We start from the raw sequence: 18608 nt of genomic DNA, 5'->3' as shown, positions 1-18608 counted from the left end.
ATTTTTTGATTTTTTTGAAAATTATGATAAAATAAAGACTATAAAAATGAGGAAATCTCATCCCTAGTCCAACTAGGAAAAAATATAGAAATTAGGTAGCTAGATGTCATCAAAGGTTATTGTTACAATTTTTGGCGCGAGTGGAGATTTAGCAAAACGCAAACTCTACCCTTCCCTTTTTAGACTCTATAAATCAGGCAATCTTTCTGAGCATTTCGCAGTTATTGGAACAGCTCGTAGACCATGGAGTAAGGAATATTTTGAATCTGTGGTTGTCGAGTCCATCCTTGATTTGGCAGATAGTACCGAACAGGCCCAAGAGTTTGCTAGTCATTTCTACTATCAAAGTCATGATGTTAATGATACTGACAATTACATCGCTTTACGTGAATTACAGGCTGAGCTTGATGAGAAATACCAAACAGACCACAACAAACTCTTCTTCCTATCAATGGCTCCTCAATTCTTTGGTACCATTGCTAAGCACCTCAAGTCTGAAAACATCGTTGACGGCAAAGGTTTTGAGCGTTTGATTGTTGAGAAACCTTTTGGTACAGACTATGAAACTGCAAGTAAGCTGAATGAAGATCTTCTAGCAACATTTGATGAAGAACAGATCTACCGTATCGACCACTACTTGGGGAAAGAGATGATCCAGAGTATCTTTGCAGTTCGTTTTGCCAATATGATCTTCGAAAATGTTTGGAACCGTGATCACATTGATAATGTGCAGATTACCTTTGCAGAACGTTTGGGTGTTGAAGAACGCGGTGGCTACTATGATGAATCTGGTGCCCTTCGTGATATGGTGCAAAACCATACACTCCAACTCCTATCACTTCTAGCCATGGACAAACCTGCCAGCTTTACAAAGGATGAGATTCGCGCTGAAAAGATAAAGGTATTTAAAAATCTCCACCAACCAAGTGAGGAAGAATTAAAAGAACACTTTATTCGTGGTCAGTATCGCTCTGGTAAAATCGATGGCATGAAATACATTTCCTATCGTAGCGAACCAAATGTCGACCCTGAATCTACAACAGAAACCTTTGCCTCTGGTGCCTTCTTTGTAGACAGCGATCGCTTCCGTGGCGTTCCTTTCTTCTTCCGTACTGGCAAACGCCTGACAGAAAAAGGCACTCATGTCAATATCGTCTTTAAGCAAATGGACTCTATCTTTGGTGAGCCTTTGGCACCAAATATCTTGACCATCTATATCCAGCCAACAGAGGGATTCTCTCTCAGCCTCAATGGTAAACAAGTCGGTGAAGAATTCAACCTTGCACCAAGCTCTCTGGATTATCGTACAGATGCTACCGCTACTGGGGCTTCACCAGATCCATACGAAAAGCTAATCTACGATGTCTTGAACAACAACTCAACCAACTTTAGCCACTGGGACGAGGTGAGTGCTTCTTGGAAATTGATTGACCGTATCGAAGAGCTCTGGGCTCAAAATGGAGCCCCACTCCATGACTACAAGTCTGGAAGCATGGGACCACAAGCTAGCTTTGACTTATTAGAGAAGTTTGGAGCTAAATGGACTTGGCAACCAGATATCGCCTATCGTGAACAAGGTCGTTTAGAATAACAAAAATATCCTGCAAGTTTAATCTTGCAGGATTATTTACTTTCTATTAAATCAAGCCCTCTAAGAGACCCTTCATAAAGTTTTCAGAGTTAAATTCACCGATATCATCGATTTTTTCACCGAAACCGATCAATTTTACAGGGATATTGAGTTCTTCTCGAATTGCCAGAACGACACCACCACGGGCAGTTCCATCAATCTTAGTCAATACAATACCGGTAACAGGTGTAATTTTCGAAAATTCTTTAGCTTGTACTAGAGCATTTTGTCCTGTTGAAGCATCCAAAGCTAGGAAGGTTTCATGAGGTGCTTCTGGCACTACGCGTTTGATGATACGACCAATTTTTTCCAATTCTGCCATCAAGTTTTCTTTGTTTTGCAAACGACCTGCTGTATCAATCATGAGAATATCAATTCCTTCTGCTACAGCACGTTCCATCCCATCAAAGACGACGCTTGCTGGATCAGCTTTCTCAGGCCCCGTCACAACGGGAACATCTACACGACGGCCCCACTCTGCTAGCTGGGCAACGGCTCCAGCACGGAAGGTATCTGCCGCAACCAACATGACCTTCTTGCCAGCTTGTTTGTAGCGATGAGCTAATTTCCCGATAGAAGTTGTTTTCCCAACACCATTAACACCAACAAAGAGCATGACTGTCAAACCATCTTGGAAATGGATTTGTTCATCGTAGTTGCCATCCTTTTCGTAGAGCTCAACCAATTTCTCGATAATGACACGGCGAAGTGCATCAGGCTTCTTAGCGTTTTCTAATTTGGCTTCATAGCGGAGCTCTTCTGTTAGATTCGAAGCGACCTGCACACCTACGTCACTCATGATGAGCAGCTCTTCCAATTCTTCAAAAAAGTCTTCATCGACAGAACGGAAGTTAGCAAAGAAGGCATTCAAGCGTGCTCCGAATCCCGTACGCGTTTTCTTGAGACTGCGGTCATATTTTTCCTGAACCGTTTCTTCAACCTGAGGACTTTCTTCTTCTACTTCAGACGCGAGCTCTTCTTCGCTCTCTATAGTTTCTTGGCTCTCTTCTTCTAGAACTTCTTCTGCCTTTTGGAATTGCTCCAATTCATCAGATTCTAGCTCAGGCTCTTCCTGAGCAGTTTCCTCGACTACTTCTGGTTCAATGGCCTCATCTGTCGTGACCTGTGGAATTTCTTCTTGAGCAAGTGTTTCTTCCACTTTGTCCCTTGCTGTCTCTTCCTGACTTGTTTCTTCGACAGCCGTTTGATTTTCTTCAACCTCTTCTGACAAATCAATATTTTCCAGAGCTTCTTTTACAATATTTTCGATTTTCGGCTCTTCTTTTTTCCCGAATAAACGGTCAAATAATCCCATATTCTAATTCTCCTTTAGCACGTATTCTTCGATAGCCCAGGCAACGGCTTCTTCGTCGTTGGTCATCGGGGTAATAACATTGGCAACTTCCTTAACTGCTGGAACTGCATTTTGCATGGCAACTCCCAGACCTGCCCACTCAATCATAGAAAGGTCATTGGCCTCGTCCCCACAAGCCATGACTTGGCTTTGGTCGATTCCCAAGTGTTTAATTAATTCCGCTAAACCTGTTGCCTTGTGGACGTTTTTCGGTGACCACTCCAATAAGAGTTCACGCGATTTGAAGATTTCATATTTGTCAAACAAGTCTGGAGAAATCTGTTGAATCGCTGCATCCAAGGGTTCTTGGGCAAAGGCAGTCACACATTTATTATAAGTTATCTGACTCGATAGCTCGTCAAAAGCGACTGGCACGAAAGTCAGAGCTGGGTTAAACTTAGCATAGAGACTTTCTTGGTCCGACTGGATTTGATAGACTATTCCTTCTGAAATGGCATCTAACGGTAAACCTAGTTTTTCAGTTTCCTCGTACAATCGTGCCACATCGTCGATTGAAAAGACTGTTTTATCAAGAATCTCTCCCGTATTTTTCTGAACAAGCCCCCCATTAAAGGTGATGGTGTACTCATCCTCCTGACCGTCTGTCCCTAGCTCATGGAGAAAGAAATCCATAGCCTTCAGAGGACGTCCTGTTGTCAGTACGACCTTGATACCACGGTCACGCGCAGCTTTTAAAACTGCCTTAGTTCGATCTGTCAGCCTTTTATCCGTTGTCAGTAAGGTGCCATCCAAATCCAATGCAATCAATTTAATATCTGCCATTATAAGCCCTCCATATAAGCCATCACTGACTGGTCCTTATGGTGGCCAATCACTGCTTCTGCTAATTCTAAAATCTCTGGTCGCGCGTTTTCTGGAGCGATTGGGTGACCGACAACCTGCATCATGTGAAGATCATTGAGATTATCGCCAAACGCCATGACCTGATCCATGGTTAGACCCAGCTTTTTAGCCAGCTCAACAATAGCCACACCCTTATCAACGTAGTCCAAGACAATATCGATGGATTCAAAACCTGTTGTCATGGCTTTCACACCAGAAACGTTTTCGTTGACCCAGGCCTCTCCAGCTTCTATCGTATCTTCTGTAAAGTTAGTGGTGAATTTAAAAATCTCATCCGTGATATCTTCCAAACTTGCTACTTTTTGAATATTTTCATTGTAGTGACGGCTAAACATCAGATAGGTCTCATCTACAGTATCCAATACATAACAAGCTTTTTTCCCAGTCAAGAGCATTTTACTTTCATCAAAATAGGGTAATTTCTTTAAAGCTTCAAAAGTTCTCAAGTAAAAATCCCGAGACATAGTAGCCTCATACATATCCTCACCATGAAACTCAACATAGCTCCCATTTTCAGCTATAAAAATCACTTCATCACGCACATCCGCAAACAACTTTTTCAGGGACAGAATACCACGACCTGAAGCCACTGCAAAATAAATCCCCTTTTCCTTGTAGGAAACAAGTAAGTTTTTGAGGCGTTCCATATCAAACCGCCCCTCTCCATCTAGAAAGGTTCCATCCATATCGGTTGCTACAAGTTTAATCATAAAATCCTTCGTACTCCAATTGATAAATCTACCTTCTATTATACCATAGATAAGCTAAAAAAAGACTAGTACAGTAGGATTGATTACTTGTATTACAGTGCTTTTTTGGTAAATGAAATAGAAAATAATGTTTTTAATTTAACCCAATAGACCAATAAATATTCGCGACACTATCATGAAGTAACAAAAAACTGATCAGCCATCTAACTTAAGCTCTATACTATCGTGGTTGAAACACAGAAAAACTCTCCTACTAAGAGAGTTTTTCTTGATAATTCTTACAAAAGGAAGTAGCTCTACTACAACTTTTATTCACATTTATATGTTGCGTTTTCTAAAAATTTCAACTATTCCTACCAAACAAAAGGCGAACAAATTCTCATGCTTCCCAGCAGACATGAATTTGCTCGCTTTTTTGGTGCCTTGGAGACAGACAAAGACACACAGCCAGTTCCTTATAGGTAAGGTAGAACCTTTCACAGGGGTTGACCCAGAAACTGGTCAACCAAAAACGTCTCAATTCCTTATAGGTAAGGTAGAACATTTTAAACAAATCGACTTTGGCAATGGCTATCAATCAAACCTTGTGTCTCAATCCCTTATAGGTAAGGTAGAACAAATTGGTGAAAGGTGCTTCAGTGGAAGACTTGTACGCTCATGCTGAATTCGTAGCTTCAAACTAGTCTCAATTCCTTATAGGTAAGGTATAACGCGAAGACCCATCTAAGCCAATTATGGAATCGCTGAAAATGTCTCAATTCCTTATAGGTAAGGTATAACGGTGCTTCTGCAGCTCTTATCATGCCCGAAGATTACTTCAGGTCTCAATTCCTTATAGGTAAGGTAGAACGATCCAGATCAAAAACCTGATCAAGGACAAGGTCAAGCCAAACGTCTCAATTCCTTATAGGTAAGGTAGAACATGGATTTAGCTTTTTTGACGCTTCAAATAATAAAATTGTCTCAATTCCTTATAGGTAAGGTATAACCAAATTTACCTTTAAATCGGTTGTCCCAGAGTGGCAAAAGATGGTCTCAATTCCTTATAGGTAAGGTATAACAACAGCATTTTCGCTGTTTCTAGATTGATTGTATCAAAAAATAGGGCTTTTTTCAAGATTTCAAAACCTTAGCCACGCGCTTGCGATGCACATCATATGTCAAGATAATATACATTTATTTTCTCTTTTTGAAATAGAAGTAAGCAATTGTCAGAAGAGAAATGAGCAAGGTAAGCCAAGATGAATAAGCCAGACTCAGATTACATATAGTCAAATAATTATCCTGCAGTTCTTTGATATTCGGAACAATTGCTAACGCAATACTTAAAACGGTTAGCACTAATACTCTGTCATTCAATTTATTACTTGCTTCTGTCTGGCTGATATCATGCAGTTCACTAATTTGACTATCTAGGAGATTGATATGCTTCTCGATATAGAGTGAGGTTTGCAACAATTCGTAGATTTCCACTGCTTGCTCCTGCGGGCATAGCTCTGGAAGCAAAAATTGATTTTTAAAGGTCGTGTAAGCCTTCTGCAGCTTCAGTTTATCAGAAACTCTAGCATTGACCTTATCTCCCGCATCCTTGGAATACTTCAAAATACCAATCCTCTGACTGAGCGTAATCAAAGCCAAGTCCAGATATTCCGACAAAAAGTAGCCTTTGAGGAAATACTCTGGAAAATCAGAACTACTCATAAAAATCATCGAGTGCTGACTGGCCATATAAAGACTTCCCTCAGCTGACCACCTCGTATAGAGAAGCTTTTCCAGCTCTGTCTTTAGCATATCTCGACTCAGACACGTTGAATCTCCCTTATCAACATATAAAATGCTATAAAGAAGCTTCATCTCCTCTAAACTCTGCTCCGAACCATCAAAATTCGCCCAATTCGCCGTTTTATAAATCAAGTCCTCTACTTCAGGAACCATCATGTAGCTCACCACGTACATGCGGTCATCAATGATGATCTCCAGATGAGGCTTAGACTCAAACTGCGAAATATCCTCTGGAAATATCGCTTCCTCATGCAAACCAAAGAAATCCTGTAAAATTTCTTTCGGAGCCGACATGATTCCATAGGAAGAAATCAAGTCGGATTCCCGTGGTTCCTCCTTAATTTTTTCACTCTTAATCAGCTCAATATTATTAGGTGAGACTGAATAACTCCGAAGAGCAGGCAAAAAAGGAGCATAGAGATGACGACCATACTGGTTGATGTTTTTAATATCTTCCAATTTATCATAGTAACGATTTTCCATTGAAAAAATCAGGAAACCTGCTTTTAAGTTTGGAAAATAACGAAGCATGATATAGTCAAGTGTCAGGTCATAATACTCAAGTTTGTTGATTTGATTATAATAAGAAATCCGATACACGTCACCTTTTTTTAAGCAAGTATAAGCATAGTTTGTGACCAACTCAGGGTTGCGGAAAATCAGCTCCTCTGCTTCTTTATTGAAATATCGGCGATAAGCGTACTTTAGCCGCTCACTTTTTTCAGCATCATCTAAGTTTAGATAGGGAAGTTCATTGGTATCTTGGCTGAGTTTCCTCCACTTAGAAGACTTCGGAAAAGACTCCAGCCCCTTGGCCGCAAAGGGCAAGACAAAAATATGGTGACTAAATACAGATTGACTCTCAGACATAAACAACCTCCAATTCAAACATCTCCCCAAGAAAACACTTCCAATATACCACAAAAAACTTGCTTCCGCAAGTTTTTTCAGTTGAAGCAACCAATTCCTTATAGGTAAGGTAGAACCTGTAGCTCGGGCAAAGCAAATAGATGTACCGGTGGGAAATATAGATGGGTCTCAATTCCTTATAGGTAAGGTATAACTTTATTAAACTTGAAGCAACAATTGAGATTTGTAACGTCTGGAAAAAGTCTCAATTCCTTATAGGTAAGGTAGAATGCATAGCGACGAAACTGTTCTAGATATGTCGCCAGATGATATTCTAGGTAAGGCGTGCGTGTCTCAATTCCTTATAGGTAAGGTATAACTCAAGGGGGATGAATTATGTCATTTAAAGACCAGTTAGTGTCTCAATTCCTTATAGGTAAGGTATAACATTATAGCGGACTAACAAATCCAAGCTCAGTTCCATCAGTAGAATCGTCTCAATTCCTTATAGGTAAGGTATAACAAAAAATAACAGTAATGAATACTCGAAGAATAAGCTCTCAAGTCTCAATTCCTTATAGGTAAGGTATAACGGAAAATGGTTGGAAGATATTGAATTTAGAAAAATTAGAGAGTCTCAATTCCTTATAGGTAAGGTAGAACACAGTTCATTAAAAAAGATGACGAAATAGTCTTGAAGATGTCTCAATTCCTTATAGGTAAGGTAGAACAAACCAACTCCAGATCCAGCACCAACTCCTGACCCAGGTAAGTCTCAATTCCTTATAGGTAAGGTATAACTTAAAAAATTAGAGGTGAAAAATTATGAATTATGCTGAGCAAGGATGTCTCAATTCCTTATAGGTAAGGTATAACAATTTGCTTCATCATATCCTAACGTGGGAGATAGAGTCTCAATTCCTTATAGGTAAGGTATAACACTGATCGGATAAATCTACGAGAGATTTGGTTAGCTTAATGCTAAGTGTCTCAATTCCTTATAGGTAAGGTATAACGGGACTGAATATCTGAGCCGAGAGGCTCAAGCTCTGTGGTAAGTCTCAATTCCTTATAGGTAAGGTATAACAACAGCATTTTCGCTGTTTCTAGATTGATTGTATCAAAAAATAGGGCTTTTTTCAAGATTTCAATGAAAAAAGTCGGTCGATCTTTTTGTACCCATCGCTCATAAAACGCTTGGTTGACAGCTTTTGAAAAAGAGACAAAATATCAAAAAGATCGACCGACTTTTTAATAGTATTTGTAAGGTTTTAAGCGTTTTAAGTCCCCATCCTGCTGCAAGATTCTCTTAAACTGCCGGATGTCGTGCTGGATGAGCTGGGCATAGGTATAGGTCGAGCCTCCCATGACTAGCCTCGTCTGTAGCTTGTCCTCAAAACTTCGCAAGACGATATACTTCCCTTCAAGATTCAGATAAAACGAGCCATCTTCCCTTTCTTCAAAATGCTCTGTAGCATTAATTTGATGTTTATTGATCAAACTCAAAATCACCCGATCCACGATAACTGGCTTCATATAATCCGCAAAATCCAGATGCAAACTATAAGGACGATTATTTGAAGCATGCAGCACTCCGATTTCAGGATCTAGTCTAGCCTGCCAGATCAGGCGCAGAACACGACTGTATAAAATCGTATTGCAAAAGCTAATCAAGGCATTTAGGGGATCTCGTGGTGGCCGTTTGGTTCGCTTAACAAAAGAAAAACCACTTTGATTCAAAATATCATTAAACATAGGATAGTATATCTACTTGACTCGTGCCTCTAAAAGCATCAAATCATCGACCGACTTTTTGCGATGAACTTCCTTAATCGCCATCGTCAAGTCTTCCTCAATCTCAAAAAGAAGCTTATTGGACTTATATCTTTTAAGATAATAGCGACAGTTTGCCCGCAAATTATGAAAATGTGATAATTCAAACTGCTTGGACAACAGCAAACGCTTTTCCTCGTCCAGATACACTTGGCACTGCTTCAATAAAAGCGGAGCTGGACTCTTCATGGTCTCAGGAATAACGAAAACATCTCACTCACCAAGCAGTCTTTGGATGATACGACTTGATAGTCTGACATCATCTAGCGCATTATGTAGTCTTCCTTCGAAATGCGAAACTAAATCCAGTCGGTTTCCAATGGGTTCAAATCCTCTTGCGTACAAAAGACTAGCAACATCAATAATTGGAAAGGGAGCCATAAATGCTCTATTTTGCCTGTCCTTTTCTACCATCTTATGAAAAAGCCGACTCTCTACAGGAAAGGGTACATCTGCAAAGCAACGCGCGGAAGGCCGATAAGTACACCAGAGCTGCCAGACCTCTTCCAAAAGTTCCTCTTCTGTAGCAAAGGCTTGGTAAGCTCCGATGTAGGGAATGACATGTTCCAACACCCAAACTTCTTTGGTCTCTGCAATCTGCCTAGGTACACCACCGTAGAAAGAAGCTACTTCCGTTCCATCTAACTTTGTGACCAAAACAGCCATGGTCAGCAGAGGTCCATAAAGTCCATCCACCTCAGCATCTACAATAAAACGATACTCCATTTAATATCTCCATTTCTGAGAAAAAGACCAAAGCTTATCAGAAATAGTCTCCGATTTTTGATCAAGATTATCAAAAAAGTTTTCCCATTCTCTCAGCAATTCTTCCGTTTCCGAAAAATCAACATCGTTTTTGCCAGTATAGCCCTTCATCATTTTTTTCAATTGATGAAGGGTAGTTTTTAATTTTTCGTAAGTATTAGATTTTTTCCCTTGCAACTTCTCGCAGCTAATTTTAGCTGCATAAATTGGGATGGAGCGTAGTTTCAGCGTGAAACTATCTTGGTTTCTCATACATACTTTAATAGCCTTATCATAGCAATTCAGGCTGTCTTCCATTTTTCCCTCAAAGCGATAATAACTAGAAAAATTCCAATAGACTATCTCCATAGGATGGTAGAAAATTTTCTCCGTATTGACTAACTTTGTTAACTTATTTCGCTTGTGAAATGAAAAGAACTCTTGATAGATTGGATGTTTGACAAAGGCAGTATAAAGTAGTTTAGCAAATTCTATATCCTGCTGATAAGCCTCAGTCATGATTAAAGAGTAATACATGGCATAGAACTGTTGACTAATGGTTGTCTCTTGTCGCTCAACCCTATCCCAAAAATCTTGAATCACAACCTCATCTATCTCACTATCCATCCTATGATCATAGTCAATCGCTAAAATCAACCAATGAAGCGCAGCTTTAGCATCCTTTCTCAGAAGTTCAATTCTACTACGATATTGCCGATGGCATTCCAATTCTCCTGGGAAACTCGGATACTGTTGCAAGCCCTCATCAGATAAACGGATAATAGTCTCTAATTTAAAATCTTCCTGCTGGATTTGAAACAAGAGACTATAGATTTCCATACAGAGAACATCCCCATAGTATTCGGACTTCAAGGATTGAAAATAATTTGAAATTGAATCATAAGCTAACAATAAATCTAGCAGCTCTTTAAAAATAACTCGGAGATCTGCCATTAAGTGAGAAGCTTTTTTATACTGACCGCTGTCAATATAAAATACAGCGAGTTTTTCCTTGATTCGATAGAGACTAAAAAGATTTTCTAAGCTATTTTCAGAAATCTTTACCAATTCTAAACTTTGAGAAATGACTTGACCTGCTTGACAAGAACGGCCAGAACGCAGGTAGACATCGCTTAGTTGCAGGAATACTTCAAAGGCAAACAACTCATATGGATACTTTTTATCTCTCAAAAGTGGCAGTAGTTGATCACAAATCTCTGTAAATATCTCAATAGATTTCTCATAATCATCCTGTCTCGCTGTATAAGCTAAAATCTCTGAAGCAAACTGTTTTAATTGCGACTTCAACACTCTGTAACTCCGATACTCCATTCGATCGACAACCAGATGCAAATAAGTTTCCTTACTTTTTATAGCTTGGGATGTATAGTATTCCATCAGAGCTTCTGATACATCGTTTTGAGCAAGCAAAAAGCGGATGCGACTATCTGAAGATAACGTTGACAGAGAAAATACATAAGAATCCTCAAATAAATTGCGCAAGACTGCTCTCTGCTCTCGAAAAACTGGAAGGTCTCGCAAATACATCCGCCGAATATTCGAAGCAAAATCCGCCAAAATTAACCTTTGTGATTCCGTCGCTTTTTTTAACTGAATTGAACATCTGTCCCAAGACGGTAGCTGACTTCACTTGTTTTTAAACTCGTTGTAAAGGAACGCTTATATTCAGACTCCTGAATATGGACATGCTCCTCTATACCTTTTCGAGCTACACGACTGGCAATGAAAATATCCAATCTAATATCACCATATTTTGCCTCTAATAGCTGCATGAGTTGCACGAGACCCTCAGATACGATTTGTAAATCCCCTTTTCGATTGAGCTCTGCTACTCTAACTGTCCGAAACCAACATTCGTTTTGGCGCCAATGCCTACATCAGTCAAGATAGTTTTAAATAACTCTATTTTTTCTTCAACCGTAATTTGAACTCCATCTGAAAGCTGACACTCATTTTGAACTTCATCTGAAAGCTTGTACTCGTTCAGATAAAAGCCAAATTCAAAAGAGATTCCTGGCTTAACTTTCAGACAGTTGATTGGAATAGGATTCTTGATAATGTCACTATGAGGTGTAATGAATTCCAACGCTAAACACTGTTGCTTTGTTTTATTTTTAGAAGTTGGATAAGCATCTAAAAAGACATCATTATCTTCAAAAATATTATCTTTCAAGCCATAGATTTCTTCATCAGAAGAAATTACTGGCTTAAGAAGTGACTTAATATATTCCATCTTTTGCTGATTAATATCATCTTTGGCATCTTCTTTCCTAGGAAAGACGCTTTTCAATACCCCTTTGACAGAGGAACCAGGTATATAGGGCAGTCCCGTTACATAATCAAAAGAAAAGCCAGAATATATAGAACCCTTTGATTTCAAATCATGGGGATTGCCCGTTCCTATCATGAGACCAGGATAAATGGTTTCCAAAGAAAAGGTTTGAACACTTGCTACACCTTTTGAAGCATGTTTCAAATGCTCCAGAGGTGATAGAGAAAGGTCAAATTTAAAATCCTGCAAAGCCATATTTCTCTCACGAAATTGCTCCTCACTAGATGGTGATCCACCCAGTTCATAAACTAAACCTGATGCTCCTTTCCGTTCCTCTAATCCTTCAAAATATTCATGATAGTAGATATAAGACATGTTTTTTGAACTAAACATCATCCTTACCCTCCATTTTTCTCGTCTTCCTTAACTTTTTCATCTTTTGACTCAATTTCAAACAAGTTTAACCCTAGTTTGATCGCAATTGCTGCATGCAATACATCTTCTTTAATAGCGAAACTCTCATTATCATTTTTGAACGCTGTCACATACTCAAACAAGGTGGTGGCTGTAATAGTTGTGTTTTCTTTCTGCAAAACTTCCAAAATCATAACAGGTAGCTTGGTACGATCTTCTTTGGCATTTTTGGACTTGGCCGAATAATAGGCAACTGCAGCTGGGAGGCTTCCCATTGTAATAGCAGCTCCAAAAGAAGCGATATAGCCTCTAAACTCATTTGGAATTGGCTCCGTAAGCTCCTTTTCAATCACCTCAACAGCAATAGGAAGCAACTGATTTATTCTGTTCTTATCCATTGTTTGCTCCTTCTTCATTTCCTGAAATCACTTTAATAACCTTGCAAAGTCCATAACCTACAGAAGCATTTGCACCAAACTGGATGATTTCCTCTCTCACCGAATCTGTAAAACTCTCTAGAAGGTTTTCTGACTCACTGGTTGAAGCCACCACTGCAAAATAGAAAATAGATTTGTGGGGCACAACCTCCTCATACCACAAATTAGTTTGTTCTCCGACACTATTTCGAGCAATTACTGGTAAACCATATTTTTCAAAGCAAGAATTATCTGCGTCCAGAGTTATCTTCTCATCTCCGCCCTTTATATCTGCTATTGAAATATTTTCTAATTGAAAATTTTTAATCATTTGCTTGAAATCTTTACAGGCTGTTTCTGGAGCGTGTATTGAATATGGCTTGTCCCCACCACTTATCGAACGAATTGGCAGGGCTAGTAGATTCGCGCTAAGAAATTTTAATGCGCCTGAAGTAGTAACCTTACTATTTTCCGAACCGAATATTTCATCAATGTTCGATAAGTCATTTTCTTCAAAGAAGGCTCTCAGAGCACCTTTGACACCTGAGGAGTTAATCGTCGGAAATCCCGTCACAACATCTCGCTCCACTTCGTTATCAATGATGTTAAAATTAACATCTCCATTTCCTACATGCAAATTTGTTAAACATTCAATGACAAAAATTTTTGCTTTCATTTTTTACTCCTTACTTCCTGTAATCTTATAAATAGTATTATAGCCTGCTGGCTCTAAACCAGTTTTTACCGAAATAGCATTATCACCATAAAAGATGCTCCCTGCCTTATAAAGAAGGCTAGTTCCTTGTAAATCAAGTCCTTTTAGACGATTTTTACTAAGGTCTGTATGAAGCTGGCGAACTAATTTTTCCTCTAAAATTGCAAAGCTTTGAACATCATCTACCAGGCACACATCTGATAGGCAGTATTGCCAAGTCTGACCTTGTGGAGTATGCTTCTGGAAATGCTCTGTGATTTTACTTTCTAAATCATTTTCCGATTCTTGAACAGAAACCTTGAAAAGAGAACCCTTCTGTCCTATTGAGACAAGTCCGTCCGTCAACTGAACACCCTTTTCCATCGTCACATAAACCGCAAATTCGTAATCTTTCTGTAGCTGATGTACCTCTCGCTTAAATAGACGGTCAGCATCAAAATTTTGGGATAGCTTTTCCAATTCTTCTTGAAAGTGATTTTTTTCCTCTTTGTTATACTTTTCTAACAAATCCATAAAATCATTTATAAACTCGGTTAAACTAAGATTGCTGTTCCTATCTAAATTAGAAACTTCCTGTTTCATATCTTCATTCACAAACGACTTACACAATTCTCGAAGATTTTGCCTCAGTTTCCCCAGATCATTCTGCGTAACACGCCTTACACCAGTCGCTACCTTAGTACTAAATATATCTTCGGCTGCTTCTAAACGGCCTGTATTAATATTGTAATAGCCATTTCCATACCCTTCTTTAGGATTATATTCCTTAGATTTAGGAAGAGCGATTTCACCAAAACTAGTCGATACTTTAATTTTTTCTAGTATCATTGGTGCAAACTGTTCAATCTCCTCTTTCCCTTGCTTGTTGTTAAAAGGATTTGGTATGATGATTTCCTCACTATTTTTAAGCAGAAAGATGGGAGAGATTTTTTCTAATTTTCCGAAATGTTGTACACTTCCATTTAGAGAAAAACTCTTCTCTCCGATTAAATCTTTCATTATATCCCGTGTATCCTCATCATACTGAAAATCCTGCTTCAGTCGAATCCCATTACTGACTAAGATAAGATAGCGTATCATCCCAAAGACCGTAGACTGCTCAGGAACGCTATTAGTACGGATAAAATAGGGGGCATACTCATCCTTCGAATAGTTATTTCTCCCGACAAAGCTAAAGCGTCTGTCTGAACCAAAAGAATAGTCTCCCAGCGGTTTAAAAGTCACAAGATATTCTGTCATCACTTACCTCCCTGCCAAAACTTCACCAAAAATAAAATAGCCTGTAACTCTTTAGTATAGAATTCCCCTATACTTATGTTTCGTTTTGTACAAACCCCATCAACCTTTACTTTCGTATCTGGCTTATATTTATATTGATACTCTTTCAAATAGTTGTCATAGAAAAATTTAGCTATTTCGTTAAGATAACTATGATAAGACAACTGGTTTGGATTGTTAAAGTTATTCAAAAACCTCATTTTATATTTTTGAAAGTTAAATTCATTCTGTGCGGTCTTCTCAAACAACAACTTAAAAATAATTTCTGTATCCTGTAGATTATAGAGGACCGATTCCAGTGCTTGATCGTTCGTAGTTGCTCGATATTTTATCAGACCATCAATGACATCCAACTTCTCGTTTTCTATCATCAATTGAACGGTTTTTCCGCTGTGTTTTACCAACTCTATCCCCAGACGATTACCTCCACTGATTTCACTACCATTCGGACGTTTACCGCAACTTTCTTTAGCCTTATAAAGTTGAACCCTAGCTCTTTCTAGCGCTTCATATAGAGGATATTTGACATACTGAATAGCTATCCCAAAAGACAAGCTAATCTTGACTTCCTCCTTCAACTCCTTAATACTTTTTGACAAAGTATCTATAAATAATTCATTTAGTTTCTGACATAGGGCAAAAAGAGAATGAACAGGGGCGATAAACAGTAAATCATCCCCGCCAGCATAAATAGTCATCCCCCCATATTTTCCGACAAGCTCAGCCGCTTCACCAGCATATTTTAAACAAGCCTTCGAAAAACTGTTTATCCTATCAGACTGTTCAGAGATTTCTACATCTTTACATAAAGCTCTCAAAAGAGTTCCGACCTTATCCCCATCCGAATTAACGACTGCATAGTATTCGGTTCTGGTCGGTGCTACCTCACCATCAGGGGATCTGTCAGAAGAGTTTTCCTCTTTCTTTCGAGATAGAGCTATATCTTCTATTGATTTCAATTCAGAAGCGTGGTCTGAGTAGCTTGTAAGCAACTGGCTATTTAGCTTGGTATCTGTAAATAGCTCACTTCCCTTAATATAGACATTCCGATTGTCTTTCTTACCTGCAAAGAATGGAGCAAATAGATTCTTATCTGTTCTTCCCTTACCCGCAGCCATCAGCTCCAGTGCATCCAAAGCATCATTCAGTATAATAGCTATATTGTTTCCATCCTCACCTTCTTTTTCTCTTTTTTCTATAATTCCATTCATGGTTTTTTCATCAAGAATAACAAAATCAATTCTCAGATAGTTGTCAACAAAGTCCCTAATCTCCTTTGTATTAAACTTTCCGAATTTCTCAGTCATTTCCTCTTTCACTTTTGAAATTATTGTTTCAAGTCCTTCCGAAGTTAATGTACTATCATTATCTAAAAATAAAATCCGATCATGGTAACGACCGATACCATCTTCTTGTGGGTTTTGATTACTATTAGAGCTATAAAACGGTGAAAAAATCTTAACCTCTGGAATCTCAACAAGTTTTTCACAGAGCTTCTTTGTCACCGTTGAGAAAAAATAACTGCCAAACCACAAACCTGCCGGAGAGATCGCCTCTCCAATAGTTTTAAAAATCGGACCGATTGTTATACCTACATATTGCATTATTTATCCCCTTTGTTCAACTTTAATCACTTTTGATGAAACTAAAATATTGCTACAATTAGCATTGTAATATCCTACTGCATAATCTAAAAAATGTTGTAAGTTGAATTCTTTAGACGGTGTTTTAAGTGATATGCTACGACTAGGCTTTGGATTAAATTTCTCAAAGTTAAATTCTTGGTTAAAGATTCTATAATCTAGTTTCAAAGGAATAATATAGACAAAATTATTTATGACTTTAAAAAATATAGGAGAAGGAAAACGTTGAATAATTCTTTTATTATGCGTAACTTTAACTTTATCTAGTATATTATTATGTCTATCTCTGAATATCAATACAGGACTTAAACCTAATAACGCACGAACATAGTGTGGATTGTTGTTTTTTTGATATGTATCCCTTCTAAAATCACCAAATTTTCTAACCACTTTTTTCTGTTTCAACTCGGCTTTCTCATTTCCTATATCTATTTTAAATAAATTTTTTTCTTTATCATGCATATACATAAATAAAGCACTTCTGGCATATTTACCTTTGTAATTATAGCCACTCTTAATTATTTTATAGAACTGCTCAATATTTTCAAAAATCACTTTTATCTTGTTTGAGCCCCTCCGATCATTAGATTGTTTATTAAAATCCATTTTATAAAGAGTCTTTAATTCAAACTCTTCCATTAAGATTTTTTCAACATTTTCTTGCTCAACCTGATCATTTTTCTCAGGATCAATTACAGTAAAACTACCGTACCCTTTTCCTTGAGCAGCTCCAAAATTTGTTACAATAAAGAATTCTTTAATATGCTCCACAATAAATTTCTGAAGTTCAGAATCAAAACAAGTAATAATCATTTTAGGATTTGTTTCTACTCTACGTTTCTCATCCCTAGCAAAATACAATTCGAAGTTGCCTTCGTTATTATTTGTCTTCTTATCAAATTTATCTTTATTTTCTTTACTCTTATAAATGATGCTAGGACTATTGTCAATAAATTTCATTTTATAAGCCAAAGACTGATTTTTGAAACGTTTTTTCAGATTTGGAACTTTCTTCATCAAGTACCGATCAAATTTTGGCTTGACTTCACTAGCACGCAAAGTAGCTCCTTCTTCTTCCGGCTGGAAATGAATAATTGGTGCATGACATTTTAATCTAAGCTCTAACTTACAATTCCTAAATTCCATATCCACTCTGTCCTCCTATTCTTCAATCACAAACATTCCGAATCCCATCGAATTCTTCTCACCAAGCCCAACTTGATAGAGGAAATCTAACACCTCCGCATCTCCTCTTATCTCAAATTCTCCTTTCCAACCCGTTATGAGATAACCTTTGTATCTGGTAACAAATTTATTCTTTAAAGAAAAATTTATCGGCTCTATATCAAATCTACCTGTCGGTACTTTATGATAATAAGCTTGATATTTTCTCTCAAGATTCTCCATGATTCTGCTCTTAAATTCCATATCAAACGGATTGTAATACAATGTTTTTTTAGTCTCAGGATCTGTAGAACGAACCACCAAGGGAGAAATCATCCGAATCTTATAAGAAGTCCCCGTTAATTTCTTCTGTTCAATTTTTACATTTAAAATTTTTACAAGGTTTCGACCAATTCGCAATTCATCTAGATTTGACAAAGCCTCTGCAATAGTGAATAAAATGGATTGATCAATCGTTCTAATTTCAAAGCGCACCTTATCAAGAAACTCTATTCGTTTTCCTCGCATTTTATATTGACCTTGCAACAATGAAAATGTAAACAACTTAAAATGTTTATCCTCTAACTGATAGCCCCTCTCATGAAGTTGCGCAGATAAGTCTTCCTTATTTTTCAATAAATTATAAATCATCGATTGAAGAAGATAATTATAGTTTACTGGCAAGATAAACTGATCAATTTTTTGCAGTTCAATTAATAATTGCATCCTACATTCCTCCCTGAGTTAAAATACGTCTTCTTATATTATAGATATTACAATTTTTTGTAATCGCTGTCAAATCATATTGTTACAGTTTATCATCTTAAATCAACTGTGAAATCACTGCTTGCTCTTCAAATCAAATAAATAGTGCTACAACTTGTTGACACCAATAATTCAGCATTCAAAACTTTTGCGG

The 18608-nt window shown here is 37.9% G+C and carries 15 protein-coding genes, 1 pseudogene and 2 CRISPR repeat arrays; of the genes and pseudogenes, 1 reads left to right on the top strand and 15 read right to left on the bottom strand.

The window, feature by feature from the left end:
• Positions 1-103: 103 nt before the first annotated feature.
• Positions 104-1591 carry a glucose-6-phosphate dehydrogenase gene (gene zwf / locus HMPREF9184_RS05715; protein ID WP_000096096.1) on the top strand — a complete coding sequence of 496 codons (1488 nt, stop codon included), beginning with the start codon at positions 104-106 and terminating at the stop codon, positions 1589-1591.
• 46 nt (positions 1592-1637) lie between these two features.
• Here zwf and ftsY read toward each other — a convergent pair whose 3' ends face one another.
• The 15 genes and pseudogenes from ftsY to cas6 form a co-directional block, all read right to left on the bottom strand.
• Entirely contained in the window at positions 1638-2945 is a 1308-nt protein-coding gene (gene ftsY / locus HMPREF9184_RS05710) for a signal recognition particle-docking protein FtsY (protein WP_000522348.1), read from the bottom strand.
• Positions 2946-2948: 3 nt separating this feature from the next.
• On the bottom strand, positions 2949-3767 hold the full coding sequence (locus HMPREF9184_RS05705) for a Cof-type HAD-IIB family hydrolase (protein WP_000763448.1): 819 nt from the start codon (positions 3765-3767) through the stop codon (positions 2949-2951).
• A complete protein-coding gene (locus tag HMPREF9184_RS05700; protein ID WP_000594106.1) occupies positions 3767-4558 on the bottom strand; it encodes a Cof-type HAD-IIB family hydrolase in 792 nt (263 codons plus the stop codon). The genes HMPREF9184_RS05705 and HMPREF9184_RS05700 overlap by 1 nt, the downstream gene beginning before the upstream one ends.
• A gap of 513 nt (positions 4559-5071) precedes the next feature.
• Positions 5072-5619: a CRISPR direct-repeat array (repeat unit 29 nt; unit sequence GTCTCAATTCCTTATAGGTAAGGTATAAC).
• A 115-nt stretch (positions 5620-5734) separates the two neighbouring features.
• Positions 5735-7210 (bottom strand): hypothetical protein, encoded by a 1476-nt coding sequence (locus HMPREF9184_RS05695; protein WP_000004547.1) that lies wholly within the window; start codon positions 7208-7210, stop codon positions 5735-5737.
• A gap of 87 nt (positions 7211-7297) precedes the next feature.
• Positions 7298-8276: direct repeats of the CRISPR family, unit length 29 nt; unit sequence GTCTCAATTCCTTATAGGTAAGGTATAAC.
• A 164-nt stretch (positions 8277-8440) separates the two neighbouring features.
• Positions 8441-9211: pseudogene (gene cas1 / locus HMPREF9184_RS09305) on the bottom strand (CRISPR-associated endonuclease Cas1).
• A gap of 24 nt (positions 9212-9235) precedes the next feature.
• Positions 9236-9748: a hypothetical protein gene (locus HMPREF9184_RS05685; RefSeq protein WP_000456575.1), complete on the bottom strand. Its 513-nt coding sequence runs from the start codon at positions 9746-9748 to the stop codon at positions 9236-9238.
• Positions 9749-11269 carry a hypothetical protein gene (locus HMPREF9184_RS05680; protein ID WP_156790138.1) on the bottom strand — a complete coding sequence of 507 codons (1521 nt, stop codon included), beginning with the start codon at positions 11267-11269 and terminating at the stop codon, positions 9749-9751.
• Positions 11270-11373: 104 nt separating this feature from the next.
• Positions 11374-11559, bottom strand: coding sequence for a hypothetical protein (locus tag HMPREF9184_RS05675; RefSeq protein WP_001176348.1), 186 nt, complete (start codon positions 11557-11559; stop codon positions 11374-11376).
• A 56-nt stretch (positions 11560-11615) separates the two neighbouring features.
• Entirely contained in the window at positions 11616-12455 is an 840-nt protein-coding gene (gene cmr6 / locus HMPREF9184_RS05670) for a type III-B CRISPR module RAMP protein Cmr6 (RefSeq protein ID WP_000971599.1), read from the bottom strand.
• Between the two features lie 2 nt (positions 12456-12457).
• Positions 12458-12871 (bottom strand): type III-B CRISPR module-associated protein Cmr5, encoded by a 414-nt coding sequence (locus HMPREF9184_RS05665; protein WP_000360267.1) that lies wholly within the window; start codon positions 12869-12871, stop codon positions 12458-12460.
• Complete coding sequence (locus HMPREF9184_RS05660; RefSeq protein ID WP_000644760.1) at positions 12864-13565, bottom strand: RAMP superfamily CRISPR-associated protein; 702 nt, start codon at positions 13563-13565, stop codon at positions 12864-12866. The genes HMPREF9184_RS05665 and HMPREF9184_RS05660 overlap by 8 nt, the downstream gene beginning before the upstream one ends.
• Before the next feature lie 3 nt (positions 13566-13568).
• Positions 13569-14843: a type III-B CRISPR module-associated Cmr3 family protein gene (locus HMPREF9184_RS05655; RefSeq protein ID WP_000141560.1), complete on the bottom strand. Its 1275-nt coding sequence runs from the start codon at positions 14841-14843 to the stop codon at positions 13569-13571.
• Complete coding sequence (cas10, locus tag HMPREF9184_RS05650; RefSeq protein ID WP_001200463.1) at positions 14843-16486, bottom strand: type III-B CRISPR-associated protein Cas10/Cmr2; 1644 nt, start codon at positions 16484-16486, stop codon at positions 14843-14845. Before cas10 ends, HMPREF9184_RS05655 begins: the two co-directional genes overlap by 1 nt.
• 3 nt (positions 16487-16489) lie before the next feature.
• Positions 16490-17677: a hypothetical protein gene (locus HMPREF9184_RS05645; RefSeq protein ID WP_000366984.1), complete on the bottom strand. Its 1188-nt coding sequence runs from the start codon at positions 17675-17677 to the stop codon at positions 16490-16492.
• 9 nt (positions 17678-17686) lie between these two features.
• Positions 17687-18415: a CRISPR-associated endoribonuclease Cas6 gene (cas6, locus tag HMPREF9184_RS05640; RefSeq protein WP_001176357.1), complete on the bottom strand. Its 729-nt coding sequence runs from the start codon at positions 18413-18415 to the stop codon at positions 17687-17689.
• Positions 18416-18608: the final 193 nt, after the last annotated feature.

The organism is Streptococcus sp. oral taxon 058 str. F0407, assembly GCF_000235485.1.
Lineage (GTDB): Bacteria > Bacillota > Bacilli > Lactobacillales > Streptococcaceae > Streptococcus.
Note: the sequence above shows the minus strand (reverse complement) of the source record. Positions and strands in the feature narration are given on the sequence as shown.